At 71.2% G+C, this 25814-nt stretch carries 27 protein-coding genes; 2 read left to right on the top strand and 25 right to left on the bottom strand.

The features are described from left to right. Positions 1-11 precede the first annotated feature (11 nt). Positions 12-1154: a calcium-binding protein gene (locus STVA_RS04800; protein WP_123689707.1), complete on the top strand. Its 1143-nt coding sequence runs from the start codon at positions 12-14 to the stop codon at positions 1152-1154. Positions 1155-1276: 122 nt separating this feature from the next. Here STVA_RS04800 and STVA_RS04795 read toward each other — a convergent pair whose 3' ends face one another. The 16 genes from STVA_RS04795 to STVA_RS04725 form a co-directional block, all read right to left on the bottom strand. After that, entirely contained in the window at positions 1277-1801 is a 525-nt protein-coding gene (locus STVA_RS04795; protein WP_123689708.1) for a hypothetical protein, read from the bottom strand. A 141-nt stretch (positions 1802-1942) separates the two neighbouring features. Continuing rightward, the gene (locus STVA_RS04790; protein ID WP_123689709.1) at positions 1943-2221 is read right to left on the bottom strand and encodes a hypothetical protein; all 279 of its coding nucleotides are present in this window, start codon (positions 2219-2221) and stop codon (positions 1943-1945) included. Next, a complete protein-coding gene (locus tag STVA_RS04785; protein WP_197735787.1) occupies positions 2218-2829 on the bottom strand; it encodes a transglycosylase SLT domain-containing protein in 612 nt (203 codons plus the stop codon). The genes STVA_RS04790 and STVA_RS04785 overlap by 4 nt, the downstream gene beginning before the upstream one ends. After that, the gene (locus tag STVA_RS04780; protein WP_123689710.1) at positions 2826-3242 is read right to left on the bottom strand and encodes a hypothetical protein; all 417 of its coding nucleotides are present in this window, start codon (positions 3240-3242) and stop codon (positions 2826-2828) included. Before STVA_RS04780 ends, STVA_RS04785 begins: the two co-directional genes overlap by 4 nt. 52 nt (positions 3243-3294) lie before the next feature. Beyond that, the gene (locus STVA_RS04775; RefSeq protein ID WP_123689711.1) at positions 3295-3756 is read right to left on the bottom strand and encodes a hypothetical protein; all 462 of its coding nucleotides are present in this window, start codon (positions 3754-3756) and stop codon (positions 3295-3297) included. 2 nt (positions 3757-3758) lie between these two features. Next, positions 3759-4592, bottom strand: coding sequence for a hypothetical protein (locus STVA_RS04770; RefSeq protein ID WP_123689712.1), 834 nt, complete (start codon positions 4590-4592; stop codon positions 3759-3761). A 3-nt stretch (positions 4593-4595) separates the two neighbouring features. Then, positions 4596-5192, bottom strand: a complete 597-nt coding sequence (locus tag STVA_RS04765) for a hypothetical protein (RefSeq protein ID WP_123689713.1) — start codon at positions 5190-5192, stop codon at positions 4596-4598. Between the two features lie 10 nt (positions 5193-5202). After that, a complete protein-coding gene (locus STVA_RS04760; RefSeq protein WP_142235656.1) occupies positions 5203-5673 on the bottom strand; it encodes a hypothetical protein in 471 nt (156 codons plus the stop codon). Between the two features lie 471 nt (positions 5674-6144). Beyond that, a complete protein-coding gene (locus STVA_RS04755; RefSeq protein ID WP_123689715.1) occupies positions 6145-7257 on the bottom strand; it encodes a hypothetical protein in 1113 nt (370 codons plus the stop codon). 4 nt (positions 7258-7261) lie between these two features. After that, entirely contained in the window at positions 7262-7663 is a 402-nt protein-coding gene (locus STVA_RS04750) for a hypothetical protein (protein WP_123689716.1), read from the bottom strand. A 3-nt stretch (positions 7664-7666) separates the two neighbouring features. After that, positions 7667-10243: a LamG-like jellyroll fold domain-containing protein gene (locus STVA_RS04745; protein WP_123689717.1), complete on the bottom strand. Its 2577-nt coding sequence runs from the start codon at positions 10241-10243 to the stop codon at positions 7667-7669. Further along, entirely contained in the window at positions 10243-15465 is a 5223-nt protein-coding gene (locus STVA_RS04740) for a tape measure protein (protein WP_142235655.1), read from the bottom strand. The genes STVA_RS04745 and STVA_RS04740 overlap by 1 nt, the downstream gene beginning before the upstream one ends. Before the next feature lie 3 nt (positions 15466-15468). Beyond that, positions 15469-16080 carry a DUF6441 family protein gene (locus tag STVA_RS04735; protein WP_123689719.1) on the bottom strand — a complete coding sequence of 204 codons (612 nt, stop codon included), beginning with the start codon at positions 16078-16080 and terminating at the stop codon, positions 15469-15471. A gap of 10 nt (positions 16081-16090) precedes the next feature. After that, complete coding sequence (locus tag STVA_RS27535; protein WP_170216457.1) at positions 16091-16261, bottom strand: hypothetical protein; 171 nt, start codon at positions 16259-16261, stop codon at positions 16091-16093. 17 nt (positions 16262-16278) lie between these two features. Further along, on the bottom strand, positions 16279-17016 hold the full coding sequence (locus STVA_RS04730) for a hypothetical protein (RefSeq protein ID WP_123689720.1): 738 nt from the start codon (positions 17014-17016) through the stop codon (positions 16279-16281). A 533-nt stretch (positions 17017-17549) separates the two neighbouring features. Next, positions 17550-18749, bottom strand: coding sequence for a phage tail tube protein (locus tag STVA_RS04725; protein ID WP_123689721.1), 1200 nt, complete (start codon positions 18747-18749; stop codon positions 17550-17552). Here STVA_RS04725 and STVA_RS04720 point away from each other — a divergent pair. Then, on the top strand, positions 18715-19506 hold the full coding sequence (locus STVA_RS04720) for a hypothetical protein (RefSeq protein ID WP_123689722.1): 792 nt from the start codon (positions 18715-18717) through the stop codon (positions 19504-19506). The two genes, STVA_RS04725 and STVA_RS04720, sit on opposite strands and share 35 nt — an antisense overlap. On the opposite strand, the gene STVA_RS04715 is transcribed toward STVA_RS04720, so the two are convergent. The 9 genes from STVA_RS04715 to STVA_RS04680 are packed head-to-tail and all read right to left on the bottom strand — an operon-like array spanning position 19488 to position 25773. Then, positions 19488-19937, bottom strand: a complete 450-nt coding sequence (locus STVA_RS04715; protein ID WP_123689723.1) for a hypothetical protein — start codon at positions 19935-19937, stop codon at positions 19488-19490. The two genes, STVA_RS04720 and STVA_RS04715, sit on opposite strands and share 19 nt — an antisense overlap. 1 nt (position 19938) lies before the next feature. Then, complete coding sequence (locus STVA_RS27530; RefSeq protein ID WP_123689724.1) at positions 19939-20274, bottom strand: head-tail joining protein; 336 nt, start codon at positions 20272-20274, stop codon at positions 19939-19941. A gap of 2 nt (positions 20275-20276) precedes the next feature. Beyond that, the gene (locus STVA_RS04710) at positions 20277-21080 is read right to left on the bottom strand and encodes a glycosyltransferase family 9 protein (RefSeq protein WP_123689725.1); all 804 of its coding nucleotides are present in this window, start codon (positions 21078-21080) and stop codon (positions 20277-20279) included. Position 21081: 1 nt separating this feature from the next. Continuing rightward, positions 21082-21864, bottom strand: a complete 783-nt coding sequence (locus STVA_RS04705; RefSeq protein ID WP_123689726.1) for a hypothetical protein — start codon at positions 21862-21864, stop codon at positions 21082-21084. Beyond that, on the bottom strand, positions 21861-22649 hold the full coding sequence (locus STVA_RS04700) for a hypothetical protein (RefSeq protein ID WP_123689727.1): 789 nt from the start codon (positions 22647-22649) through the stop codon (positions 21861-21863). The genes STVA_RS04705 and STVA_RS04700 overlap by 4 nt, the downstream gene beginning before the upstream one ends. Further along, positions 22646-23299: a hypothetical protein gene (locus tag STVA_RS04695; RefSeq protein WP_123689728.1), complete on the bottom strand. Its 654-nt coding sequence runs from the start codon at positions 23297-23299 to the stop codon at positions 22646-22648. The genes STVA_RS04700 and STVA_RS04695 overlap by 4 nt, the downstream gene beginning before the upstream one ends. Next, positions 23296-24309: a major capsid protein gene (locus STVA_RS04690; protein WP_123689729.1), complete on the bottom strand. Its 1014-nt coding sequence runs from the start codon at positions 24307-24309 to the stop codon at positions 23296-23298. The genes STVA_RS04695 and STVA_RS04690 overlap by 4 nt, the downstream gene beginning before the upstream one ends. 13 nt (positions 24310-24322) lie before the next feature. Further along, the gene (locus tag STVA_RS04685) at positions 24323-24697 is read right to left on the bottom strand and encodes a head decoration protein (protein WP_123689730.1); all 375 of its coding nucleotides are present in this window, start codon (positions 24695-24697) and stop codon (positions 24323-24325) included. Between the two features lie 14 nt (positions 24698-24711). Then, a complete protein-coding gene (locus tag STVA_RS04680; RefSeq protein WP_123689731.1) occupies positions 24712-25773 on the bottom strand; it encodes a hypothetical protein in 1062 nt (353 codons plus the stop codon). Positions 25774-25814: the final 41 nt, after the last annotated feature.

Raw genomic sequence — 25814 nt, 5'->3', positions numbered from 1 at the left:
GAGGAAGTCACATGGCACGCAATATCTACTGGACAGCTTCACTCGCCTCGGAAACTCGTCAGTCATATGATTTTACCTACCCATACGGGACTATCTACGTCAGCCCTCCAGACAATAACCCTAATACTGTCGAAGGGCTTTTCACAGGAATTCTTCTATCAAGTGAAAATATAGATTTTGTCCGATTTAATTTGAGCTCTGGCATCACTTACAATTTTGCCGCAGCCGGCGAACGTACTCCAGATATTTCTATCTTCGACAACCAGGGATATCTTCTACAATTCTATGACGGTGAGGATCTAGGTTTATACGAACCTCCCCTGACCGATACGATCGTCAACTTTCAAGCATCGTATTCTGGCTTTCATTACGTCCTTTTTACATGGGAGTTCGTGTATGCAACCGGCAACTACGCTATCGCTGTCGACGCATACAACCTCTACGCTCCTCCGCCTCCGCCACCCCCTCCACCGCCCCCGCCTCCACCGTCGCCGCACCAGACCATCAACGGTCAGGCCGGTCCCGACAGCATTGATGGCGACTGGGGCAATGACACGATCCGCGGCTATAGCGGCAACGACACCATTCGAGGGCTGGACGGCAACGACAAGCTCTACGGCGACGATGGCGACGATGACGTGAATGGCAACCTCGGCAACGACCTCGTGCATGGCGGCCCGGGGCAGGACTTCGTGCGCGGCGGCCAAGGCAACGATCAGGTTTTCGGCCAGGATGGCGACGACTGGCATGTGAACGGGAACATTGGGAACGACAGCGTCTATGGCGGCACCGGCAACGACGGCGTCTTCGGCGGACCGGGACAGGACACGCTGTACGGTGAGGCCGGCAACGACACGCTTTCGGGTGACCTGGAAAACGACGCGCTCTACGGCGGGCCGGGCGCTGACCTGTTCGTCATCAATAGCAACGGCGGCTGGGACGTCATTGGCGATTTCAACCGGTCGCAGGGCGACAAGATCGTGATCCAGGCCGACATCAACGGCACTGGCGTATTCACCGGCCAGCAAGTCCTGGCCATGGTTACCACCGGCGGCGGTGGCGCTGCCCTGATCGACTTCGGCGGCGGCCACAAGCTGGGCATCCTCGGGGTTTCACCGGGCCAACTGCGCGCCGACGACTTTCTGATCATGTGATTCATCAAGTTGGGGTCGGCCGGCCCTAGCATCCCTCCCCCGTCTGCCGCCGCCGGATACACGCCAGCCGCGCCCGACAGTCTGCCCCGGCTGCCCGCAGATCTGCCACCCATCCCAGCACGTCAGCGACGCTGCGGGGTGGGGGCAGCACCGGCGGCTCGGGCTGGCACTCCAAAAGCTGGGGCGGATGCTGCACTTCCACCCGCTCGACCCGCGTCACCAGGCGGGGCGGCGGCTCCGTCGAGCCGCAGGCGGTCAAGCATCCGATCGAGAGCAGGGCAGCGATCAGCGGCCGGCGAGTAGGCATCGGGATCACGGGCGATCTCCTGTTTGACGACGACGAGGCGGGCGCCGGCCTTGCGCGCCCGCTCGGCCTCGGCCGACAGGTCGGCTAGGTCGCGGGCGTGCGCCTGGCGCTGGGCGGCCATGGCGGCCAGGTTGCTGGCATTGACCTCGGTCACGAGGTCGAGCTGCTGCAACAGGGTGGCGGCACGGCCCTCGGCCGCTTCGGCCCGACGGCGCTGGCCGGCCGTCGCCCCCTGCTCGATCCACACCATTCCGGCCAGCGCGATCGCGGCGACCGCGGCCGCGCCGGCGCACCACCAGGCGGCCGAGCCGCCGGCGAACAGTCGCAACAGCCACCTCATGCCGCCTCCTTCACTGCCGTATTCCCGCCGCAATCACGGCGGACGGTTGGGCCTCGTTGCGACCCGATGCCGTCTCCCGAGCAAAGGAGCGCCACCGATGATGACCGCCGGATTGACCCGCCCCCCTGGCAGTCCGCCACCTCACGGACCGATCCCCTCGCCGCCCGCAGACGGGCTGGGCGGCGACACCCTGGAAGACCTGATCGTCGCCTGCGGCAAGGTCGCCGCGCCTGTGATCCACCACCTGCCCGAAGGCCGGTCCCAGGGCGAGCGGCGGGCTGCCGCGGACGCTGCCTCGGCCGAGGGATAGACCGGGATCCACCCGCGCTCGCCGGCCGCCGCCATCGCCAGCAGCAGGATGATGGCGATGGCGATGCCGACGGCGCCGCCGACGAGGGTGGCCAGCGTGCCCTCGATCATCGCCGGCGCCCCAGCATGGCCCGCCACTCCGCGATCAGGTCGACATAAGCGATGGTCTCGGCCGCATGCTTGCCGGTGACGGACGGCAGGCAGTCGCGCGTGACCGCCCAGCCAGCCGGCCGGCCGCAGCGGCGCCAGGCGTTGAGGATGTGGCCGGAGCCGGCGTTGTAGCCGGCCTGGGCATGGCGCTGCACCTCGGCCGCGTCGGCCGACTTCGACCAGCCACGCCACTGGTCGCGCAGGACCCGCATGTAATAGGCACCGGCCCGGATCGACATCCGCGCCTGCGTGCGCGGCACCGCCCGCGGGTCCTCGCCCAGGCGCCGCAGGATATCGACCCACGTCGCCGGCATGAACTGCGCCAGGCCCAGGGCCCCGGCCGGGCTGACGGCGCCCGGGCGGCAGCGCGACTCCTGGAAGAGCTGGCTCTTCCAGTCGCGCCAGTCGGGCCAGTCGTCCCACCAGCGATCGACGGCGGCGCGCACGTCGCCGTCGTAGCGGTCGCAGGCCAGGAAACGGTCGCCTGGGGCCGCCGACGAGGCCGGTGCCGAAACGGCCCACAGCGCCGCCAGTGCCAGGGCGAGGCACCATCCGCGCGGCCGGATCACTGCCACACCGCGATCACGAGGCCGCCGCGGACGGCCAGATTGCCGACCAGGAAGATGGCGAGCGGCAGGGCACTGGGGTCGCGCCAGATCTTGACGAAGAGATCGGCGAAGCGCAGGCGGCGGCGCGGCGGCATGTCCGCCTCCCGGCCGGGCGGCGACGACGCCGGCGAGGCGGTCGACCAGCCGAGCGCGATCGGCCCGACCGACTCGCTGGTACGGCGGGTCGAGTAGCGCACGAAGCCCTCGAAGGTGAGCAGCACGGCCGCTGCCCGCACGAGGTTGAGGGCCAGCTCCCGCACGACGATCGGGTCGCCGGCAAAGAGCAGCAGGGCCCCGATCACACCAGCGGCAAAGGCCGCACGCGCCCAGGACGCGCGCAGGGCGGCGGCCCCGCGCTTCAGCAGGTTGGACATCTTCAGTCTCCGTCAGGGTGTGCCGCGGATCACCCGCCGCGGCGGCGGGGTGTCAGTTCTGGCGGAACGAGGGCTCGCGCTCCGGCGTCGCGCCGGCCCGGCGGCCATCGCGGATGCCGCGCAGCTCGATCACCATCTCGCCCAGCCGGCCCTCGATCGCCTTGATCGACGTCTCCATCGCGGTCAGGCGGCCGTTGGTCGAGCGGTCGAGCTGCTGGGCCTCGCGCTGCTGCTGCTCGAGCGTGCCAAGGCGGCCGGCGTGGCCGTCCAACCGGCCGGGGATCAGCAGCCCCTCGCGGTCCGAGATCTCGAGCGCGATGACGCGACCGGACAGCCCGCGCATCGTCTCCTCGACGCGGTTGAGAGTGGAGCGGGTTTCGGCCCGCTCGGTCGCCGTCGCCCAGATCATGCCGCCGCCGGTGACGACGCCGGACAGCAGGGCGCCGAACATCGGTCCGACCAGGGGCTGCCACCATTTCGGCGCCGGCGGCGCCGGCACGAGTGTCACCGCCATCGTCACCCCCCTGCCACTTCGCGGAGATCCCAGACGCTGCGCTCGCGCCGCAGCGTCGGATTGTCGAGCGGCCCCAGCACGGTCATCCGCGCGAGGAACGCCCGGTCGAGCCATTCCTCCGGGGCGGCCGGGTTGGGCAGCCAGAACATCGGCCGGTCGAGATCGCGCTCGCGCTCGATGCGGAGCGCGATCTTGGCGTCCGCCGGCAGCAGGTTCTCGATCGCGAATTTCTCGGTCCGCCGGCTGGCGCGGCGATCGTGCGTTTCCACCAGGCCGATCGATTCCTCGCGGATCGTGCCCGTCTCCAGCCCGAGGCTCTTGCCGTAGCTGAAATTGCGCGTCGGCTGCCAGGCCGCCCACAGCATCAGATAGCCCAGCTCGACATAGCCCGCGGCATTGCCGGTATCGGCGATATCCAGGCGCCACCAGCGCCAGGACTGGTCGGCGGCCGCGACCGACAGGGCGACCGGCCGATGGATCGGCTCGCCCGCCTCGTCGGTGTTGAGATCGGGCGTGTCGGTGCCGCGCCACACCGCCTCGGCCCCGCTGTCGTAGCCGGGGGCCGCCGTCAGGTTGGCCTGGCTGGTCGCCCCCCGCCAGCGCTGCGTCGCCGCCAGGCCCAGATTGTGGCCGACCACCCCCATGATGCGCACGGGCCGGGCGACGCCCAGGTCGACCAGGACGATGGTCGAGCCGGTGGTGGCATCGGTCGAGCGCGCGACCTTGGCCAGCACGATGTCCTGCAGCCTGGCGAGCGGCCGGCTGGCCCGCCACGACCCACCGGACAGCGCCCCGCGCGCCGCCCAGTTGCGATAGCCCAGCAGGCAGTTGGCCACGGCCTAGCCCTCGCCCGCCGCGTCCGGCGCCGCGGCCGCACCCGGCCAGGCCACCGCCACCTGGGCCACCGCCTGGACATTCTTGGCGTCGGCGATCGCCGCCAGGGCGGCCCGGCCGGCCGCGCGGATGTCGCCGGCGTCGTCCGTCTCCAGCAGGCGATCGTTAATGCGCTCGACCATCGCCGCCTTGATCTCGGCCACCCGCTCGGCGCGCAGCTCGTCGAGCGGCCGGTCCTCGACCTCCCAGTAGCGCGTGATCGTCTCCGGGCCGATGCGGTAGAGCGGCCCCACCAGGCGCTGGCCCGGCCCTGGCACGGGCGGCTCGCCCGTCTCGATCGGGCGGGCTTCCGGCCGGCCGGCCGCCCCCAGCTTGACCTCGGCCGCCAGCACCTTGGCCGCGATGTAGAGCTTGCCGATGATCTCGCCCTCGCGGGTGCCATCCTCGCTGCGCCAGGGCGCGCGATAGTCCTGCGTCTCGGCCGGGGCCACCGTCTCCGGCCGCACGCGCAGGCGGCTCTTGCCGCCCTCGGTGCGCACGATCATCAGCCGCCCCGTCTCGGGGTCCGGCGCCACCCACCCATATTCCAGCCGCTCGACCATCCTGCCCTCCTCAATCCCACTGCGTGCGCACTTCGCCGCGACCGCCGGCGCCGCCCGCACGGCCGCTGCTGCCGCCGCCGGCCGTGCCGGCGATGCCGACCGTGATCGTGATCGTCGCCCCGGCCGAGGGTGCCCCGGACGCGCCCGGGGTCGCCCACAGTTTGAGGGCGAAGCCACCGGCCCCGCCGCCGCCGGCATCGTTGGTGCCATCCTTGCCGCCACTGCCGCCGCCGCCAGGGGCGACACCCACGTCGCCGGTGGCATTGCTTCCCCGCGCCACCCCGCCGGTGCCGCCCGTCAGGGTGCCGAGCAGGGTTCCGGTGCCGGACGGGGCGGTCCCGCCGGCACCGCTCGACGTGGTGCCCGCGGCCCCGCCGCCGCCGGTCGTGTTGGTGTCGCCGCCCGATGCCGTGCCGCCCGAGGACGATCCGCCGTTGCCGCTGATCGCGACCTGGCCGGCGCCCCCGCCGTTGGCCGCCACCGGCGTGGTCGAGGCGAAGGACGACGGGTTGCCCGCCCCGCCATTGGTCGCCCTGACCCCGTGATGGCGCCGCCGCCACCCCGCCGGAAGCCCAGACAGCGCCCTCGTAGCGGTTGAAGTTGGGGATATCTTGCGAGCCTGACGCCGTGTAGGTCTGCGACCCCGGGATGACGGTGATGCTGCCGCCGACGCCAAACCCGGCCAGATGCGTCAGCCCGAACATCGCCGTCGTCGGCTGGCCATCCCAGCCGCCATCCAGCAGCGCCTGGATATCGAGCCATGTGCGGGCGTCGGCCCGCCCCTCGATCAGCACCTGGCCCGCGAAATCCCCCGGACCGTTCCAGCGGCCGCGGTAGTAGAGCAGGCGCCGCGGCACGATGATGGCCGGTGCGGCCAGGGCCGCGGGCAGGATGACCGCCGCCAGCTCGGCCGCGGTCAGGCGGCGTGCACGCCGCCGGGCGATCACGCCGCTCACACGTCGCTCCGGAACCGGGTGTTGAAGTAGAGGTGCAGGCCCAGGAACTTGGCGTCACCCGTCTTGGTGTCGCCGCCATCGCCCACCGCGCGGCTGATGACGAACGTCACCAGGTCCAGTTCGGCCGGGGTGCCGCCAGCGTTGAGCGCAGCACTCTCGGCCGTGATGTGCAGGTCGTTGTCCGCGATCCGCGTGTCGGTCACCAGCACAGCCGTACCCATCGCCTGGTCGAGGGCATCATCGTCGCTGTCCGCCCGGCAAGCGACCGACCAAGTGACGCCGCCCGACCCGGTCGCCGTCGTCCAGGCAGCCCGGTAGGCCATGCTCGACAGGTCCCAGCTCTTGGGCAACCAGGCCGAGAACTCGGCATATTCCTGCACGGAGGCGTCGAAATCGAGGCTGACCACCATCCGCTTGTTGGTGGACAGCTCCGTATTGCCTTCGGCCGGGCCGTTGGTCGTGCGCGGCTTCCATGCCCGCGCCGGCACCCAGATGGTCTGGCGCACCTGGCCCAGCTGGTCGGGCGAGATCCCGCGGATCGCCCCGGCGCTGTCGTCCCAATAGAACATCCGGTCGGCGGCGCCGTCGATGGTGGCCGCGAAGGCGGCAAACAGGCTGGTGTTGTCGATGCCAGCCAGCAGGTTCGGCAGCGACGTCCAGAAGGCATCCGACGCCCCGCTGTCCACGATCAGCAACTTCCCGTCGGACGGCGGCACCGTCGCCTCCGGGAGGTTTTTGATCGAGGCCATGAAGCTCTCGTAGTCGACATACTTTGCGGGGTCGCCCGCCGCGCTCTCGTCGGTGATCAGCAGCCGGTCGGCCGGATCGACGTTGCTGCCGAGCGACGTCAGGCTGCGCAGGGTCTGCAGGATGGTCTGGATGGCCAGCTTGCGCGTGTTGCCGCTGACCCTCGCGGGCACGAAGTCGCCGCCGCCGGCCACCGTCGCCTCGGTCATGTCCGAGGTTTCGGCATGGACGTAGGCCGCCACCTGGGCGGCCGTCGCCTTCTGGCTGGCGGGCGTGCCCGCCGGATCGTCGGTGACGGCGAACAGATCCGCGTCCGCCAGGCCGGCGCTCGGCGGCAGGTCGGAAAATGCGTAGTTGGTCATGGCATCAGGCCGCCAGCGCCGGCGTCATGATGCCGGCCGATGGCCAGACGATCGGCAGGTCGGACCCGTCCGGGGTGAAGGGCAGGCCGGCATAGTCGTCGATGAAGATCAGCAGGGTCGATGTGCCGGCGACGCCGGTATCCTTGTAGATCGCGAACGCCCCCACCTCCGCCCCGACCAGGGCGGCGAACAGCGAATCGGCCGCATCCAGCACGCCGCCCGCCTTGGTGACGCTGGTCAGCGTCTGCGGCGTCCCGACGACGGCCGAACTGATGTCGTTGTAGAAATCATGGGCCGCGTTGTAGGCATAGGTCGCCGCCAGCAGGGCCACCTTCAGCGTGTCCGTGTCGAAGTCTATTTCCTTGTTGAGCACGGCTTCCGCGCCCTTCGGCCACCATCCACGCATGGGTCACTCCTCCACGATCAGGTTGTCGCCGGCCTCGGTCACCAGCGGGTCGCCGGCCTCGGTGGTCAGCAGGTCGGCCGGCTGCACGGTGCCGGCCGGGAAGGTCCAACCGACGATCGGCGAACCCGTGATGTTGCCGACCCGGCCGATGGCGAAGCTCCAGCCGACGAAGCCCGCCCCGCGCAGGCCGCCGACCCGGCCGACCGGGAAGGCCCAGCCCTGGATGGGATCGTCCCCGCGCAGCTCGGCCACGCCGCCCCACAGGTCGAATTCGATGGTGCGATCGCGCCAGGCCGGGTCGATGCCCAGCACCCGGAAGAGCTTGCCGCCGCCCAAGCCGAAGCGCGGGCTGGGCCGATCGTCGCGCAGCTCGACCACGTCGAACGGCTCGATCGCCGCCATCGCGTCGGTCAGCGGCACGCGGTCGAGCCACCGGGCGCGGCGCCGGCTGTAGACCGCCAGGCGGTCGGCGGCGAAGGCATCGGCGGCCGATGGTTCGGAGATCCGCGTCTGCCAGGTCAGCTCCGGCGCCAACAGGTGGCGCACCCGCACGCTGTTGTCGGCGGTGGGGGCGGCCCGGCGAAACTCGGTCGCCAGATAGGCCCGGCGCGCCGTGTCGACGCTGTCGGCCAGGGCCCCGCCATCCTGCACCTGGTAGATCGGCGAATGCTCGACGACGACGGAATAGGCCGGCAGGCCGTTGCCCGTGTCGGTTACCGGCTGGCGGGCCAGGCTGAGGGTGTCCGACATCTGGATGGTCGCCACCGGCGGGCCAGTGGGCGCGCGGAATCTCGCCAGCGTCAGCTTGCCGTCCGACCGCCACCAGTAGGCGAGCGCGGCCGAATTCGCGACCTCGTCGAGGACCTCGCGCACGGTGCGCTCCTCGCCCACCCACAGGCCGATCGGCTCCGGCGCGTCGAGCATCGCCTGGTCGAAGGCGGGGCCGTCGATCTCATCCTCGGTCACGCCGGCCCGCGCGCGGGCGATGTCGCGGATGATCTCGGCCGCCGTCACCAGCGAGGGCGAGGCCGGCGGCGGCGCATAGGGCGTGCTGGTGGCCAGCGCTGCCGTATCCTCCCGCACGAAATCCCCGCCCGTGCCGAGGTTGCTGCCGAAGACGTCCGGGCCGCCGCGCAGATAGATGGTGGCCGACGTGCCGGTCGGCCGCGCCCCGGTCGGGCCGAGATCGGCCGGATAGCCGGACAGCGTGCGAAACCGCTCGACGCCGGCACTGACGGTGATGTCGAGAAACTGCCCCCAGCCGATCCACACCTCGGCCAGCGCGCCCGGAAACGGCTGACTGGGCAATACGGCCCCCTGGGCACCGATGCGGCAGCCGGTACCGAGCGGCGCGAACAGCCCATTGGCATCCACGCCGGCATTGGTCTGGTTCCCGCCGTCCACCCGCAGCGCGATGTACGGGACCGGCCCGAAGATCCAGGCCAGCACCAGGTGGTGCCACCCGCCGCCGGCGGGATAGGTGGCCGTCGAGATGACGTTGCCGTTGCTGCCGCCGGCGGCATTCAGCCACTCGCCCACCAGCTTGTTGGCGCTGTTGAGGTAGAGGGCGAACGCATGCTGGAAGTTGGCATCGCGCAGCGAGACCAGGGTGCGCGCGAACCCATCACCGTCGTCGACCCGAAACCACAGCGACGCCAAGCCGCGATCGGTCGCGGCCGCCCCGGAGACGGCACCGGCGCGGTGGTAGTTGCCGCCGGCGCCATCCAGCTCGACCGCGTTGCCGGACGGCAGGGGCGAGCCGACCGTCGAGATATCCGCCGTGATCGCGCCGGCCGGCGTCGCCCCCAGCATGAACAGGCCATAGGCCAGGCAGGTGGCATACTCGCCCGGCGCCGGCGTCGCCGCCGCCAGCAGGGCCGGCGTGGCATAGTCGGTATCGAGCGTCAGCATGACGCCCTTGTCGTAGACGCTGGAGATCTCAGCCACCGCGCCATCGGCCACCTGGTAGACCAGCAGCGACGTGTTGACCGGCCGGGCAGGCACCTCGCGGCAGACGCCATAGCCGATCGGGCGAGGCTGGCCCTTCAGGTCCTCTTCGGTCCCCTCGAATCCGTCCGGGCCGACATTGGTGCCCAGGTACTTGTACGGCTGCAGGGGCTGGTCGAAGCGCGACAGCGGATCCTTGAGGCGGATCACCAGGCGGCTGTCGACCTCGCCGGCCTTCGCCTCGTAGACCGGCAGCAGTTGCTCGACCACGCCCGACAGCAGCAGGACGGCGTCGCCCCGCGCCTGGCCGGCGTCGAGCTTGTAGAGGCGAAACGGCCGGCCGTCCCAGCCCCACTCGGCCAGGTGGTCCCACTGGCCGCCGGTGTTGGCGATGGCGATGCCGTCGGCGATCTCGACCTGCGTGCCGCCGCCGGTGCGGCCGTCCGCGAACAGGCTGCGCTTGTAGAGCCGGCCGGGCGGCACGACGAGATACGGCTCATAGAACTCGTCGGACGGGTCGTCCCCCTCCTCGGTCTGCAGGCCACCGCCGTCCGTCCAATAGAGGGTTTCGACGGCCGAAGTGGTGGGGTTCCACCCTTCCATCTCCACCAGAAACACGCGATCGGTCGCCATCAGACGGTCATCCTCCGGCCGGGGCCGGCATCGATCAGGGGTGGCCGGTTGCGCCGCACCGCCTCCAGCGTCGCCATCTCGGCGCGGACGATCTGGCGGGTGGCCTCGGCGCGCTGGATCTTGTCCTCGCGCAGCTCACGCAGGATGTCGGCCAGGGTCTGGTCGATTCGGGCCAAGGCCGCGGCCAGGCCGCGATCGTCGCCGCCCACCGCGCGCACGCCCAGCTCGCCGCCGCCGGTGCGGGCGAGCGGCATGATCGCCTCCTCCCCCGCCTCGCCCATCCGGCCGATGTCGAACAGGGTCGGCTGGCCGATCACGGCGCCGGTCGGCGGCCGGCCAGGGAAGGGGATGACGTTGCCGCCGCCGAAGACCCCGCCTAGGCGGTAGTTGGCCGGGCCGCCGAAGCCGGCCCAGAAGCCGACCGGGACGGTCGCGTATTCGCGCAGGCGGTCGATGAAGTCGCGCCATTCGACGCCGGTTGCATCGGCGTTCAGCCAGTTGGTGTGGTCCGCACCGCCGAAGGCGCCGCCGAAGCCGGCGCGGCGGGCGGCGGCGAAGTATTCCAGCCGCGACAGGCCGGACAGGCCCGAGGGGTGCGGCTCCTGCATCCAGGCATAGGCCGCGTCCTCGGTCTGGGCGCCGGTGTAGCCGCGGAAGCTGCGGGCCATGAACGTGGCCACGTCCTCGTTGGCGCCGCGCCCGAGGGATTCTCGGCCGAAGCGAATCTGCGTCAGGGCGCCGGCCTGGTTGAGGTAGTAGCCGGCAGCCGGGGTGACGGGCGCGCTGCCGCCCCTCCCCACCACCACCGCCCCGCCGCCGGACCCGCCGCCGCTGGAAAGCCCCGACAGCTGGGCGCCCAGGGCAATGATGGCCGCCTCGATCGACCCCGCCTTGGCATTCAGGGTCGTCAACTGGGCGACGGCGGCCGCCTGCAGGTCGCGCGCCTTGTGCTCGACCGACAGCGTGTCGCGCTGGACGCGGGCGAAATCCTCCTGGTAGCGGCTCGACCGGGTGAGCTCGCCCGACGAACTGGCCCAGTAGTTGCGCGACTTCTCCAGGAAGGTCCGGGTGACGCCCTCCAGGTCGGCGATCGCCGCCTCGTCGCCCTGCTGGGCCCGGGCGACGGTGGCGGCATACTGCCGCTCAGCCTCCTGGAGCTGCTGCCAGGGCGTCAGCGGCGACAGGCCATCGGCCAGCAGCAGGGACTGCCGAAACTTGGCCGTGCGTTCGGCCAACTGGGCGTAGCTGTCGCGCTGCCGCTCCTGGGCGCGGATCAGCTCGGCGGTGGACTGGGCAAGTTCGCGCTGCGCCTGGATCTGGGCATTGATCGCGTCGCGGGCGGAATTGTCGGCGCCACCACCGCCCGTGCCGCCGCCGCCCGAGGAAGCCCCGCCGCCGCCATTGTCGTTGGCGGGCTGGTAGCCGCCCGACACGGGCTGGGCCGCCCGGCCGTAGGCGCTGGTGGCGTAGCCCAGGATGGCACCGACCTGGGACTGCGAGAGGTGGCCGGCACCCAGGTTGGCGGTCAGCCGCTCGCCCACCTGCTGCAGGGCCGCCGCGTCGCCGGTGGCCGCCCCCGACACCAGGCCGAACAGGCGGCCGTAGCCGCCGGTGGAGCCGGAATAGCTCGGGTCGAGGCCCTGCTGCCGGAACAGGTCGTAGGCCGACATCTGGTAGGCGGGGTTGATCGCCTGGTTGATGGCGGTCTGGATGCCGATGGAGGCCGAGACGAGCGCCTGCTGGGCCGCCTGGGCCACCTGGTCCAGCACCGCCTGGGCATCGGCCACGAATTTCTGCCCGGCAGCGCCGGCCATCTCGGCCGCCCGCTCGGTCGAGTAGCCGAGGTCGACCAGCACCTCGCTGAGGCGGGTGACGTAGCCGATGCGCTCGGCCTCGACGGCGGCCATGCCCTCCAGCGCCGGCTCGCCCGACAGCAAGCTCTCGACATAGCCGCGCATGGCCGCGTCGGCGCGGCTCATGCCGTTTTCCAGGAGCTCGCCGCCGAGGCTCAGCTTCTGCGCCTGGTCGAGATAGGCGCGGGCGTTGGCCCCCACCGCCTCGGCCGAGGCGCGGCCCTTCTCGGTGAATTGCTCGGTGGCGAAAGTGACCTTGTCGATCGCCCCGCTGCCGAGCCGGGCGAAGGCGTCGAAGCCGCGGGCGAAGGCCAGTTCCGTGTCGAGCTCGGCAAAGGTGCGGGCCACGCTCGCCTGCATGGCCACCGCGACGTCGCGGGCCGACTGGGTGGCGGCCGGGTCCTCGCCCGCAGCCACGAAGCCGTCGCGGATGGCGCGGACGACGACGCCTTCCGCCGCGGCCTTCACCTGCGCCTCGTCCTTGGGGTCGAAGTCGAAGTAGCTGCGGTCCTCGACCGAATCGCCGTCGCGGGCGCCCGCGTCGTAGAAGAAGCGGCCGCCCTCCTTCCGGCCGTAGATGGTGCCCATCACCGTGCCGTCGGTGGCACGGTCGACGCCGTAGCGCTGCTCGGCGCGCACCAGGGCGGTCTGCAGGTCGTCGGCGAAGCCCTCGACCAGGGCGCGGCTGTCGGCGTGCTTGGTGCCCTGGTACTCGGTCGAGAAATCCTCATCCAGGAAGAAGCTGTAGGCCGCACCCTTGTTCGAGGGCTTCTTCCCGAAGAGCCCGCCCAGCAGGTTGCCGGCGATGCCGCCCAGCACGCCGCCCAGGCCGGGCAGCAGGAAATTGCCGAGGATGGCGCCACCCGCCCCCAGGCCCGCCTGGGCGAAGTTGCCCGACAGCAGCCCCGGCAAGGCGGCCGCGATCGGGCCCAGGATGTCGGCCGGCGCGATCGACCAACCACCCTGCATGCCGGCCGCCCCACCGGCCCCGCCGCCGCCCCAGGGCGTGGCGGAGCCGGGCCCGAAGGTGGCCTCGGTACCGTAGTAGGCGCTGCCCACCGACGACCCGCCGCCGAAGTTCGCGAAGGGCGTCTTCAGCCAGGCGCCGATGCCGCCCAGGTCGACCGTGCCGAGGCCGGGGATGGAGATGCCGCCGCCGGTGGCACCGCCGGTCGACTGGTAGCCGGGGATGCCGGAGATGCCGAACAGGCCCGGCGCGCCGCGCACGATGTCGGCGACCAGCGGCTGCACCAGCGGCCGGAACACCGCCTCGGCCGCAAGCTGCGACAGCGCGCGCAGCCCCAAATCCTTGAAGTTTTCCCAGAAGTCGCTGGCCTTGCCGGACAGCACGTCGAACAGCGTGTCGGCGCCGAAATCGACGATGCGGTCGGTCGAGCGGCCGATGACGCGGTCCAGCTCCTTCTGGTAGTCCTCGGCCGCCTTCTGGGCCGCCTTGAAGGCCGGGTCCTGGTCTTCCAGCGACCGGGTCAGGCGGTCGACATGGTAGGCGTAGACCTCGGGCCCGATCCGGCCGCGCTCCAGCAATCCCTGGTACTCGGCCAGCTTCTGGCGCGTCCGCTCCCAGGCGGGCACCGCTTCCTGGGTCAGCTTGTCGGCCAGCTCCTCCTCGGCCTTGATGACGGCGGCATATTCCTTGGACCCCGACGCCATCCGCCGCTCGTGCTCGAGCGCGGCCTCGGTCGCCTCGCGGATCGAGGGGTGGAGCTTGTCGTAGGTGAGCTTCAGCTCCTTCTGCTTCCGGCCCAGCCCGTCGGCTTTCTTGCCGGCATCGTCCTGGGCCTTGGCCGCCAGTGCCACATACTTCGCGTGGTCGGCCGCCGAGATGGCGCCGTCCTGGAGCGCCTCATCCAGCCGCATTACGGCGTCGGAGAAATCCTTGGCCGCCTTGTATTTCGGGTTGAGGTTGGAGAGCACGCGGTCGAGCGCCTGCTGGGCGGCGAGCTGTTCCTTGTCGGCCTTGGCCTTGGCCAGCGATGCTTTCGTCGCCGCCGCCACGGTGCGCTCGGCCAGGTCGCGGGCGGATGTCGCTTCCTGCTCGGCCGCGACCTCGCCGTCGAGCGCCCGGATCTTGGCCTCGATCGCCGCCAGCTCCTTCTGGCGGGATGCCAGCAGCTTCTCGCGCGACGCGATCTCGGCCCCGTAGGCCTCGGGGTTGCGGCGCATCTCGGCCAGCTCGGCCTGGAGTGCACGCATGCCCTCGGTGTCGAGCTGCTTTTCCAGGGCCGAGCGCGACGCGCGCAGGCCGGCCACGGTTGCTTCCTTGCTGGCCGGTGTCAGGCCGCGCAGCAGGCGGGCGACGCCCTGCAGGCTCTCGGCCAGCATCCGGCTGAGGCCGAGCGAGCTGTCGATGGAGGCCGCGAACTCGGTCCAGGCGGCTGCCGCCTGGCCGGATGCCAGCTGCACGGTCGCCGGCATGGCGGCGAACATGCGGTCGGCGTCGGCGGCCTTCTTCTCCAACGCGCCGAACACGCGCTCGGCCGTCAGCTCGCCCGCCTCCGACATCTCGCGCAGGCGGGCGATCGTCACCCCCAGCGCGTCGGCGAGCGCCCGGGCGGCGAGCGGCATGTTCTCCATGACGCTCTTGAACTCGTCGCCGGCGAAGCGGTCGGCGGCCAGGCCCTGGGCCAGCTGGCGGGTGCCGGCCACCATCGACTGCATGGTGGCGCCGCCGACGACGCCCAGCTTCTGCACGGTCTCGATCAGGCGGGCGGCCTGTGCCTGGGTGGCGCCGACCGACTGGCCGGCGACGAAGAACTGCGTCAGGGACTGGGCCGTGTCGTCGACGGCCGCACCCGTCTTCTGGGCGATGTCGAAGACCTGGCGGACGGCGGCGGCCCCCGCCCCGGCCGAACCGGTCAGCGCCTGGAAGCGGCCATCCAGGCGGGTGACGGTGTCGCCCGCCTCGATCACGGCCCGGCCGAAGGCGGTGACCTTGTCCAGCACGAAGGCGGCACCGATCGTGACGCCGAGCGCCCCCAGCGAGCTGGCGAGGATGCGCGCGGCACCGGCCGCCGCCGTCGTCTCGGTCGACATGGCGCGGGCGCCGGTCGTCGCCTCGCCGTACTTCTGGCGCGACAGGTCGAGGAGGCGGTTGCGTTCCTCGACCGAGATGTTGCCGGCCTTCATCGCCGCCGACAGGGTGCCCTCGTCGCGGGCCAGTTGCTGCTGCGCGCGGTGGGTGTCGTCGACGCGGGCCTTCAGCCCCTCCAGCGCGCGGGACGTCGGGGCGGCGCTGCGCTCGATCGACTGGAGGGCCGCCTGGCCCTCGGCGCCGACCGATTTCAGGGCAGCACGGACCGTCTCCGCATCCCGGATCGAGAGGCGGATCGCCAGCATCTTGTCGGCCATGGCCTACCCCTGGATCTGCGACTGGAGGCGGCGGAACAGCTGGTCGCGCCAGCGGATGCCGGGGCCGATCAGGTCGAGCCCGCCGCGCAGGCGGACCGACCGCACGAGGAGAAAGATCGGCTCGACCTTGCCGGCCTTGTCGCGCAGGCCGATCAGGATGCGGCCGCGCTGCAGCTTGATGCGCACGATGCCCTTCAGGCCGACGATGCGGCCGTAGGCCGACCACTTCCGCGGCTTGCCGAAACCGCCCTTGTCGCGGCCTTCCTTGTCCCAGCCGCGGCGGATGGCACCCTGGAGCGGCAGGACGAGGTAGCGGCCGCCGAAGGCGCTGATCGTGCGCTGGTTGTCGAAGGCGGCGTGGATGCGGCGCGCCTTGGAATAGACCCAGCCGGACGCCCCCATGGAGGCGCGCCGGCTGGGGTAGAGCTTCACCTGCCAAGCCTTTTCGAGCGACCCCTGGCCCTGGCCGAAGGCGCGGCGGATCTGGGCGCGCAGCTCGTCGCGCAGGCCGGTCGAGGCCCAGTTGACGGCGTCCTGCACGGCGATCGACATGACGTCGATCGCCTCGCCGTAGTGGGCGCGCAGGTCGCCCTCGAGGGTGGCCCCTACCTTCACGGCGGCACCTTCATCGCCCGTCCCTCCGGCGTTTTTCCTCGGCGCCCAGCCGGGCGTCGGCGGCGTCCATCAGATGGAGGGCGTCCATCATGATCGCCGCCTGATCGCCGTATCCGCCCGCCGCCGGCAGGTGGCCGGGTCCCATCCCGCCACCGCGCCAGGCGGCCCAGAAGCGCAGCATCGACCGGCTTTCGTCCGTCAGGTCGAGGCGGGGGTTTCGGTTGACGACCTCTCCGAAGAGGTCCCAGCCGGAGCCGTCGGGGGCGCGGGCGCCACCGGCGAAGTCGGCGGGCCGCCGCGCGACGGCGACGGCCCATCGGAGTTTTTTTCCTGGGCCGGCCGCAGGTAGATCAGCCCCTGGATGTGGTGGCAGACCTCGGCCAGCTCGCCGGGCGGGATGGTGGCCAGTTCCTCGTCGGTTACCAGCCCCTCGCGGCGGCGGAAGATGCGGTCGGGGTTCTCGCGGCCGCGCAGGAAGACCTGGGCGCCGATCAGCGGCACCATCTCCTGGAAGTAGCTGCGCTGGGCGACGACGGCGGCGAAGGCGCGGGACGACTGGCGCACCGCGAACTCGATGCGGTTCACCTCCGCCGTCACCTCCGCCCCCGCCGCCTCGGCGCCGATGGCGGAATAGTGGTCGATCAGGTCCAGCAGGCGCGCGCGTTCCGGGTCGTCCTCGTCGAGGGCGACCGCAACCTCCCGTCGCAGGGCTGCCATCAGCTCGCGGTCGTCCGGCCAGTGGACGCCCGAGGCCACGATGGCGCGCTGGTAGACCGGCCGGGTCAGCGGCGTCGGGACATTGACGAGATAGGTGGGCGGCGCGTCGAAGCGCTGGAGGTCGGCCTCGCCCGCCTCGACCGCCGCCGTGCGGGCAGCGGCCGAAAATGCGGACGGCACGAAGCGCGCGACGTTGGTCGCGTTGATCGGAAGCGTCATGGGGGTGGATGTCCTCGTGAGGAGAGGTGGCCCTCAGGGTGTGTTCGCACCGTGAGAGAGTTACGCCAAGACGTTGTGGGCAGTGCCGCCTTCGAGACAGTTGCACTGCTTGCATCAGCTTGTGCGTTCGCCTAACCATTGGGTGTCAGATTCCGGTAAACTCGGAAATCTGATCACTCGATGTTGCGTCTCATCTGTGTTCTATAGGAGCCGAAGAATGAGCAACAATTACAAAAGCCCTGAAGAAGCTCAGAGACTTCGAAACAAGAACCTCACGACATTTGTCCGTCATGGCGAGAATCGATATGAACCGGTAAAGACGTATGCCGAGCGGGAGCTTGGTATCCCTCGGGAGACCGACACTAGCTATCATGCAGACGCCGCTCGCAATGCCGGTGAGCAAGTAGTCAAGATCCCACGCACCCCTCGCAAGTAAGCGTCTTCAGAAGCGGCCCTAGTCCCCCCAAGCCTTGCCGTTTGGGGGGACATTGAGCGTGAGACCGGCACCTCTCGCGGCAGGATGGCATGTACCGCTAATACTGACAGATGAACGCCCCGGCATCGCGGCCGGAGGCGAAGAAGCCGAGTTCCTCGGACTGGAGGCCCTCCCGGTCGCCGTGGCCGTAGCTTTCGTAGAAGGCGGCCGGGATGGTGATGCCGAAGCGGTTGCCGGGAACCGTGCCGATGCGGGCGTGGACGATGCGGTCCTGGCCCGTGCGGAAATCGTCCATGGCGTTGCGGGTGGCGACCAGGGTGGCGAGCGGGTCCATCGTGCCGGTCATCCGCCGGCCGGTGATGATCGAGGGGTCGAAGCCCTCGGCCGCGTTCGGGTTGTCCGGGTTGGTCTGGGTGTTGCCGTTGGTCAGGACCAGCTGGCGCAGGGCGGCCTCCGCCCGGCCGATCGAGAAATGGCCGCTGCCGTCGTTGCTGGGGTCGCGCCAGATCGGCGACCGGGTGGCGTCGAAGGCCGGCGTGGAGGGCACGGCGGCGTCGCTCTTGCCGCCATACATGCCGGTCAGCTCGAAACGGAACTTGCCGGGCTGGCCCGCCTGCATCGTCAAGGACAGGGTGCCGCGGCAGCCCAGCACCTTGTAGAGGACGCCGTCCATGTAGAGGTAGGCGGTGCCCGACTTGATCAGCGCGTCGTCGCTGGTCGGCTTCCACAGCACGTTCTTCGGGATCTGATACTCGACCGTGCCGCCCAGCACCGGGCTGTAGCTCTCGGCCAGGCTGGCGACCTTGCCCGCGGTGTAGTTCGTGATGAAGTCGATCAGCGGGTTGGCGCTGTCTCGGTAGAGGTCGATCGGCATGCCGCGATAGGCCTGGGCCGTGGCCGAGGCGCCGGCCCCCAGCGTCAGCGTCGTGGCCGAGCCAGCGGCGGCCAGCTGCGGGGCGGCGGGCACCGCCACCCCCGTCTCGACCCGCTGCCAGCCGCAACATTCCATCACCGACGCCCAGTTGGGCGGCAGCTCGGGCGTGCCGGACCCCTTCAGGTAGACGTCGAAGGCGAGCGGCACCTTCAGCCCGCCGACGATCGGCGCCTCCGGGTCGAGCGAGCCCGTCATCTCGGTGGTGGTGACCAGCGACTGGTCGAAGGTGATCTGCGGGGCCTCGACGAGGATCGCATCGTCGGCCGCGATCGGCAGGGCATCGACGCCCTCGCCCCCCGTCAGCGTGTCTTCGACCTTGAACAGCAGCATGCCGCGCCGCGAGCGGATGACCTTGTTTGCCATCGCAATCACCTCCTGGTTGTGCTTGAAGAATGGATTGGAAAATGTTCGGCAGAGCGAGGTCGCGGTGGCGGACTACGAACGGATGCGCGACATCGAGCGCCGGTACCAAGCCGCGTCCGGCCTGAAGGAACGCAGGTATTACAGCCTGTTCTACGGGCCGTTGGCGCCCTTCCCGCTGGCGATGATCAATGAAAACCCGGGTGGTAGCCCTGACGACTTCAAGATCGTCGACGTCTATGCCGGCAGCCACGAATACGTCGAAGGACGCTTCAGTGGGCCCACGACCCTCAACGCCTCGACGCTCCTAATGCGGTTGCTAGGGGGCGACAGCCACGAGATCGTCCGGCCGGTGCAGGTCTTCAATCAGCATTTCCGCCGCTCACCCGGAAGGCTGGGGGCCCGTGAGCGCCGGCGGCACGTAGACGAGGCGCGCCCGTTCGTCCTGGAGTGCTTGGCATTTGCGCGGCCGAAGCTATTGCTGTTCGGCGGGGCCAACGGGGTACAGCCCTTCATGACCGCACTCGGCGGCACGGCAGTTGCGGATGATGCGACCACCGTGATGGGACCTAACGGAACCAGTCCCGCGGTCTACTACCGCGAGTATCGGTTGCATCACCCTTTGCTTGGGCCGATGAGCGGAATTGGCCTCTACCATCCGAGCAAGCTGAATGGTCATTTCTACGCGCATGCCTTCCCAAGGCTGCTCCGGCGGGTGAACGAAGCCTTGGCCGGCACCGGTCAGGGGCCAAGACTGTAGGGGTCGGCTTCGCGGGTCCAGAACTCGAGTTCGTAGATGGTCGCGAAGGCGGCCGCCGGGGTCTGGCCGTCGCCGGTGCCCAGCGCCCGGCTGGTGCGGCCCTCGTGCAGGTCGACTGCCAGGCCGCCCAGGGTGGGGTCGGCCATCAGGGCCGCCACCACGGCGGCATAGAGGGCGTTGCGGGCGGGGCCGAGGCCGGATTGCAGGTTGGCCGAGACGTACCCCTCGACCATGAATTCCAGCATCACGCGCCGATAGCCCATCGTCTCGTCGCCGATGCGGTCCTGGTCGCCGTCGATCAGCAGCAGGGTCGGGAAGCGGTCGACCTCGGCGTCGCGGTTGCGCTCGACCAGCAGGCCGGGGAACCCGGTGATGGCCGCCAGGCGGGCTTCGACGGCCGCCAGGACCTGCTCGACGACGGGGGTCGGCATTTCAGGCCTGCCGGGCGCAGTCCAGGCGCCAGACGAGGCGGCTGGTGTCGGGGGTGACGGCACGCACCTGGTACTGGGCAGTCACCCCGCCCTCGGTGACGGCCAGGGCCGCACCGCGGATCGGCACCGGCACGTCGGCCGCGCGCAGGTCGAACAGGTCGGCCGGGCGGTTGATACCGACCTCGCCCAGGCGGGCCAGCGCATCGCCGCGGCAGCGGATGACACGCACGGCGACGGGGGCGGCGGCGGGCGCGGTATAGGTGGCGGCGAGCGACAGGACCGGGCTGGCGAACAGCACCCGGTCCATCGCCGCGAAGGGGCCGGTGATGGCGGCCATCGTCAGGCGGCCACGCGGTCGCGGGGGCTGAACAGCAGTTCCGCGAAGGTGTCGGCGACCAGCGCCGGGGTGATGCGGTCCCAGGCCGCCGCACAGGCCGGGTGGGGCACGCGCCAGCCCAGCGCCTCGGCATCGTCGACGGCGAGGTTGATGTGGCAGGCGCTGCCCGGCAGTGCGCCGTAGCCGGTGTTGCGCGGGCTGGTCATGCCGCCGAAGAGGACGACGGCCGGCACGCCCAGGGCGGCCGCGGCGTGGTGCAGCCCGCCCTCTGGCAGGATGGCGGCCCGGGCCGCCGCCAGCACCGCGCAGGCGGCGAAGACATCCTCGGTCGGGACATGGACGAGGCCGTCGAAGCCCGGCACCGGCACCGGGCCGAGATGCACGAAGATCAGGTCGGGATGCCGGCGGCGGAGGATATCGACCAGCGCCTGCCAGCGGCCGGCGCCCCACTGCTTGTTGGGCGAGGCCGACGACTTGATCGCAGGCTCGATCACGACGAAGGGCAAGGCGCCGACCCTGATCCCGGCACAAGGAATCGCCGGCAGCTCGCCGGGCGTCGCCTGCCAGCCGGTGTAGGCCCAGCGGTCCGGCATGGTGCGGGTGTAGTCGACGTAGGGCCGCGCGCCAGGGCCGTTGACGATCACCTGCGCGTCGGCCACGCCCATCTCCGCGAAGCGGTCGTTGCCCTCCCACAGCGGGTGCCAGCGGGCATCGCCGCGGCGATCGAGCACGCGGACCGGCCGCGGGTCGGTTGCCTGGAGGCGGCGGGCCTCGCCCGTCACCATGATCTCGTCGCCCCAGCCCATTTCAGCCCTCCCCCACCTGGCGCCACCAGTCGCCGGCGGCGAGCTCGTCCAAGGTCCACTGGTTGGCGGCAAGCCGGGCGGCCCACTCCTCGCGCCCATCCGGGCGACAGGGCGTCTCGATCGCCGAGATCGGGCCGGCCGCCATCGGCGAGGCCGCGCTGTTGCCGGTGATGAAGACGGGCACGCCCGCCACCAGCGCCTCGACGGCGCAGTTGCTGGTGTGGGTGACGACGGCCCAGCAGTCGGCCAGGTCGGCCGCCAACGGGCGATGCTCGATGCCATCGGGCGGGCGCTTCGTGCGGACGCGAATCTCGCGGTCTGTCGCCAGCGCCAGCAGTGCCAGCACCCAGGCCAGCCAGTCACGGCGACTGAGCTCCTCGGCATCACGCATCCACTGCTCGGACTGGAGGCAGACCAGGACGTGGCGGCCGCCATGGCGCCAGGGCGCGATATCGACGCCGAGGTCGCGCAGGCGGTCGGCGCGGGCGCCGCCGGAAAATCCGTCATGCTGCAGGCGACCGCGGGTGACGCGGACCATCGACCGGCGGCCGAAATAGCCCTTGTCGGCATACCACCAGGGCCGATCGGCGGCGCGGCGGGCCGCAGCCAACAGCGGGGCGGTGACCGGCGAGCAGCCGTGCAGCACAACGGGGCCGGCGGCCAGCACGCCCGACAACATCTCCGCCTCGCCGGCCAGGCGGCCGCCGGCGCCGATCGCCAGGCAGTCGGCGACGGCGACCGAGCGGCGGCGCCACTCGTGCGGGTAGGCGACGAGCGCGGTCACGGGCAGCCTCCGGCCAGGCGGGCGAAGGGCTCGCCGGACGCGATCTCGTCGAGCGTCCACTGCGACCAGGCGAGCCGTTCGAAGGCGGGCTCCCGCAGGCGGCGCACGGGCTCCACCGCATCCTCCAGGTGGCGGTTGCAGACGGCCGCCAGAATGTGGGCCGGGCCGCAGACGATAGCGGGGAGGCCGGCCAGCAGGGCCTCGGTCGCGGCATTGCTCGACCAGGTGACGACGCACCAGCAGTCGCGCAGGTCGTGGGCGAGCGGCGGCATCGCCGCACCCTCGGCCGAGCGCGGGTGCGGGCGGCGGCGCACCGCACGGTCGGTCAGGGCGCGCAGGCGGGCGCAGGCATCGTCGAGCCAGCCGGGGGGCACGGCGTGGGCACCGCTGCCGATGCCCCGCTGGCCGCAGACCAGGATGTGGCGGCCGCCGCTCGACCAGGGGGCGAGGGTCACGCCGAAGCCGGCCCAGCGCTCCGGCCCGCCGACCGGGAAGCTGCCGGCGCCGTTGTGGCCGCCGATCGCCAGCGACACGGCGGCAGCACCACGGATCGGGACATGGCCGTTCTCGGCCACCAGTACCGTGGCGCCGGCCGCCTCGAACGTGTCGGCGGCCTCGGCCCAGCCGCCGACACGGTTCCAGATGACCAGCACGTCGCCGGGCTGGGGCCGTTCGCCGTGCCAATCCTCGTAGACGGCGAAGCCGGCGGCGGACAGGCCGGCGTGGAAGGCGGCGAAACGGGCCGCCGAGCGGTGGCGGATGAGGAGGAAGGCGCGCGGCGTCATGGCAGCACCGATTCCAGATCGACGATCGGGAAGGCATCGAGCGCGGAGCCCGGGGTGGCGTTGAGTATCTCGACGCCAGGCGGCAGGTCGGCGCGGATCGAGCGCGCTTCGACGATCCACGGGTCCCAGGCTTCGGGCGGGGTCTCGATCGGGCGCGGCCGGGTCCAACGGTGATGGGTGCGGCACCCTCCATCAGGACCGGCCACCACGCGATGGTCGAAGCCCAGCAGGACGATGCGGGCGGCACCCAGCAGGACGGCCAGGTTGATCGCCTGGTGGCCCGAGCAGCGCCCATTGAGCGCCTCGGGGTCGCGGCTCAACCCCTCGCGGCCGGCATAGCGCAGGCGCCAGGCGTGCGGCGGGGCGACGGCCGGGTCGCGGGCGACGGTCGACTGCATCCAGGCGGCGTGGCGGGCCAGAGCGGCGCCGTGCCAGCGTGCCCAGCGATCATCGCCGTAGTGCAGGACGGGCGCCCAGGGGGCCGCCCAGGCACTGTCGTTCACGGCGATGACGCGGGCCAGCACCAGCCCGCCAAGCGGCACCAGGTCGAGCGAGGGGCCGCCGCCCAGGATGTAGACGCTGGCGCCCGGCCAGCAGCAGGGCACCCGGTCGGGTGCGTCTGCCGGCACGGGCGCCTGGCGCGTCGTCACTGCTTCTTCGCCCGCATCAGCAGCCCGGGCCGGGTACAGATGAAGAGCGGGTAGGCGTAGGCCTCGACATCGACCCACATGTCGCGGTCGCGGTCGGGGACGGTCCGGTAGTAGACCTCCCGGCCGGGGGTATTCACGAACTCCGTGCTCTCCATCGGCGAGCGGATGTGCTGGAAGACGCCGGGCGCACCGACCGGGAAGAACTTGGCCTTGCCGGCCGGGATGGCGACCGTCGAGTTGTCGTCGGTGCCACGGTAGTTGTGCCAGACGATGCCGCCGAAGGTGAACGAGCGGAAGGCGAGGTTCTGGCGGGCATCCTGGGCCGCCGACCAGTTGAGGTAGGTATCCCGCACCAGGGCGTGGCCGATCAGCGCGTCGTAGAAATCGTCGGCCGCCAGGGCGTGGACGCTACTGCTCGTCGTCATCGCCCCCTTCGATGCCCGCTCCATCGCCCGCACCACGGCGTGGCACTTTGCCCGAACGTCGGTGGTGGCGACGTTCAGCGCGAAGTCGATCTCGGCCGGCTGGGCGATCCCGAACTCGGTGAACCAGTTGGCCTTGGTGCTGCCATCGGCGTCGATGACGATGCCCTGGACGGCCCCCAGGCGCATGTTCTCGAAGGTCAGTTCGACATCGCCGCGCAGGCGGGCGCTGCGGCGCGCCACCTCGGCCTGCACGCCCATCAGCTCGGTCTCGGAGCCGAAGGCGCGGATCGACTGGAGCTCGTCAGCCATGATCCGGTCGGCCTTGGCGATGCGCCAGGTCGGGAAGGCGCGGGCCTCGCGCAACTCCGTGGTGCGCTGGGCGGGCGGGGCGCCGCGGGGGCTGGTCTGGATCAGCGCCAGCACGCCGTCGCGCTGCTCCACCATCGCCGTGGCCGTGCGGATCGGCCGGGGCTGGAAGATGCCGAGCTGGCCCAGCAGCTGGGGCTGGTAGTCGACCCGCTCGAGGCCGTCGGTGAGCTCGATCGCCGAGAAGGCGTCGTCCTGGAAGACGTTCAAGGTTGCCATGGGACGCGCCTCCTCAGCGCACGATGATGCCGAGGGCGAGCAGCGCCGCGATGGCGACTGCCTTTTCCTGCGGCTGGGTGCCGGCGGGGTAGACCAGCTCGCCGCCGTTCACCTCCGCGTCGCGGATGACGATGACGCCCTTGGTGTCGCCGGCGGTCGCATCCACCGGGCCGTAGAGGATGGCGCGCACGGTGGTGGAGCCATCGGCCTCGGCGGAGGTCGAGGCCTCCCAGGCGACGTACTTGCCGCTGGCCGTGATCCGGCCCAGCACGGTGCCGGCCTGGAGCACCTGGCCGGACAGCACGGTGACGGTCTCGCGCGAGCGGAAGCCGTTCGCCTCGGAGACCATGAAGCCGCCGGCGTGGCGGGTTTCGGTGAGGACTGCCATGGATCGGCCCTCCTTCAGCTCTTGGGGTTGGGACGGGCGACGCCGGCCCGCGCCAGCGCGTCGCCCCAGCCGCGACCAGCGGGGGCGGTGGTGGTGCCGGCATGGGCGCCGACGATGCCGCGGGCGGCACTGTCGGCGGCGCGCGCCTCCAGCAACGCCTTGCGGACGGCCGCCACCGGGGTGCCGGCGGCGATGAACTCGGCCGAGCGCTCCGAGCCGGCGAGCGCGCAGAGCTCGTTGACCTCCGAGACGTAGGCCAGCGCATCGGCCCGGCCCTGGGCGCGGGCGCCGTCGAGGTCGACGACGTTGGTGGGGGCTGGCGGCGCCGGCGGAGTGGCCGGGGGTGCGGCACGGGTGTCGACAACCGGCGCGTTCTGGGCTTCGCTGCGCGGCTGGGCCGCAGGGTCGGGCTTGCCGGCGGGATCGCCCGCCGGGGTCGGCTTGGTCATGTCGGTTTCCTCGTTGCGGGTGATCGGGTCGATGAATCGGCAGGGGTAGCGTTGCGGGCCCGGGTCACGCTGAAGGTCGGACCCGCCCTCGCCGGCCGACCGGGTCCCTGCCCCCGGGTCGGCGCCGACGGGCACCAGGCTGATCTCGCCCGGCTCCCAGTCGATGGCGCGGTAGAGCGGCACCTCGCCCTGGCGCTCGACCATCTCGAACGCCCGGACCATGTAGCCGACCGACACGTTGCGGATGATGCCGGCCTGGACGTCCCGCCAGATCGCCGCCACCTCGGCGCGGTCGGAGAAGCGGACGACGGCGCGGCCCTCGGGCTTGCCGTCGGCGCCGGTCGCCAGCCAGGCGCGCTCGACGACGCCCAGGATGCTGGAAAGCTGCCAGCGGCCGTGACAGTCGAGCAGGTTGGCGCCGCCGTTCAGGCGGGCCAGGTCGACCGCGCCCGTCTCCAGCACCAGTTCCTCGTCGAAGTAGCGCTCGCGCCAATAGTCGAAGCGGCGGACGCGGGCGCCGGTCGACCAGACCAGCTCGATCGTACGCGCCTCGGCATTGGCGGTGGTGAGGGCGAGCGTGGCCGCCCGCACCTGCATGGGCAGGTCGGTCCGGTGGGCGTCGGGCATGTCGGCATCCCTCAACGGGCTATTTCGGGCTCGGGATTTCC

Source organism: Stella humosa (assembly GCF_006738645.1).
GTDB lineage: Bacteria > Pseudomonadota > Alphaproteobacteria > ATCC43930 > Allostellaceae > Allostella > Allostella humosa.
This window is presented reverse-complemented; position numbering and strand designations above follow the sequence as displayed.

Excerpts from the sequence above, each read along its gene's own strand:
- STVA_RS04800 (WP_123689707.1), top strand. The coding sequence starts at position 12 with ATGGCACGCAATATCTACTGGACAGCTTCACTCGCCTCGGAAACTCGT.
- STVA_RS04795 (WP_123689708.1), bottom strand. The coding sequence starts at position 1,801 with ATGAGGTGGCTGTTGCGACTGTTCGCCGGCGGCTCGGCCGCCTGGTGG.
- STVA_RS04790 (WP_123689709.1), bottom strand. The coding sequence starts at position 2,221 with ATGATCGAGGGCACGCTGGCCACCCTCGTCGGCGGCGCCGTCGGCATC.
- STVA_RS04780 (WP_123689710.1), bottom strand. The coding sequence starts at position 3,242 with ATGTCCAACCTGCTGAAGCGCGGGGCCGCCGCCCTGCGCGCGTCCTGG.
- STVA_RS04775 (WP_123689711.1), bottom strand. The coding sequence starts at position 3,756 with ATGGCGGTGACACTCGTGCCGGCGCCGCCGGCGCCGAAATGGTGGCAG.
- STVA_RS04765 (WP_123689713.1), bottom strand. The coding sequence starts at position 5,192 with ATGGTCGAGCGGCTGGAATATGGGTGGGTGGCGCCGGACCCCGAGACG.
- STVA_RS04755 (WP_123689715.1), bottom strand. The coding sequence starts at position 7,257 with ATGACCAACTACGCATTTTCCGACCTGCCGCCGAGCGCCGGCCTGGCG.
- STVA_RS04750 (WP_123689716.1), bottom strand. The coding sequence starts at position 7,663 with ATGCGTGGATGGTGGCCGAAGGGCGCGGAAGCCGTGCTCAACAAGGAA.
- STVA_RS04745 (WP_123689717.1), bottom strand. The coding sequence starts at position 10,243 with ATGGCGACCGATCGCGTGTTTCTGGTGGAGATGGAAGGGTGGAACCCC.
- STVA_RS04740 (WP_142235655.1), bottom strand. The coding sequence starts at position 15,465 with ATGGCCGACAAGATGCTGGCGATCCGCCTCTCGATCCGGGATGCGGAG.
- STVA_RS27535 (WP_170216457.1), bottom strand. The coding sequence starts at position 16,261 with ATGCTGCGCTTCTGGGCCGCCTGGCGCGGTGGCGGGATGGGACCCGGC.
- STVA_RS04730 (WP_123689720.1), bottom strand. The coding sequence starts at position 17,016 with ATGACGCTTCCGATCAACGCGACCAACGTCGCGCGCTTCGTGCCGTCC.
- STVA_RS04720 (WP_123689722.1), top strand. The coding sequence starts at position 18,715 with ATGCCGCGCCGCGAGCGGATGACCTTGTTTGCCATCGCAATCACCTCC.
- STVA_RS04725 (WP_123689721.1), bottom strand. The coding sequence starts at position 18,749 with ATGGCAAACAAGGTCATCCGCTCGCGGCGCGGCATGCTGCTGTTCAAG.
- STVA_RS04715 (WP_123689723.1), bottom strand. The coding sequence starts at position 19,937 with ATGCCGACCCCCGTCGTCGAGCAGGTCCTGGCGGCCGTCGAAGCCCGC.
- STVA_RS27530 (WP_123689724.1), bottom strand. The coding sequence starts at position 20,274 with ATGGCCGCCATCACCGGCCCCTTCGCGGCGATGGACCGGGTGCTGTTC.
- STVA_RS04710 (WP_123689725.1), bottom strand. The coding sequence starts at position 21,080 with ATGGGCTGGGGCGACGAGATCATGGTGACGGGCGAGGCCCGCCGCCTC.
- STVA_RS04700 (WP_123689727.1), bottom strand. The coding sequence starts at position 22,649 with ATGACGCCGCGCGCCTTCCTCCTCATCCGCCACCGCTCGGCGGCCCGT.
- STVA_RS04690 (WP_123689729.1), bottom strand. The coding sequence starts at position 24,309 with ATGGCAACCTTGAACGTCTTCCAGGACGACGCCTTCTCGGCGATCGAG.
- STVA_RS04685 (WP_123689730.1), bottom strand. The coding sequence starts at position 24,697 with ATGGCAGTCCTCACCGAAACCCGCCACGCCGGCGGCTTCATGGTCTCC.
- STVA_RS04680 (WP_123689731.1), bottom strand. The coding sequence starts at position 25,773 with ATGCCCGACGCCCACCGGACCGACCTGCCCATGCAGGTGCGGGCGGCC.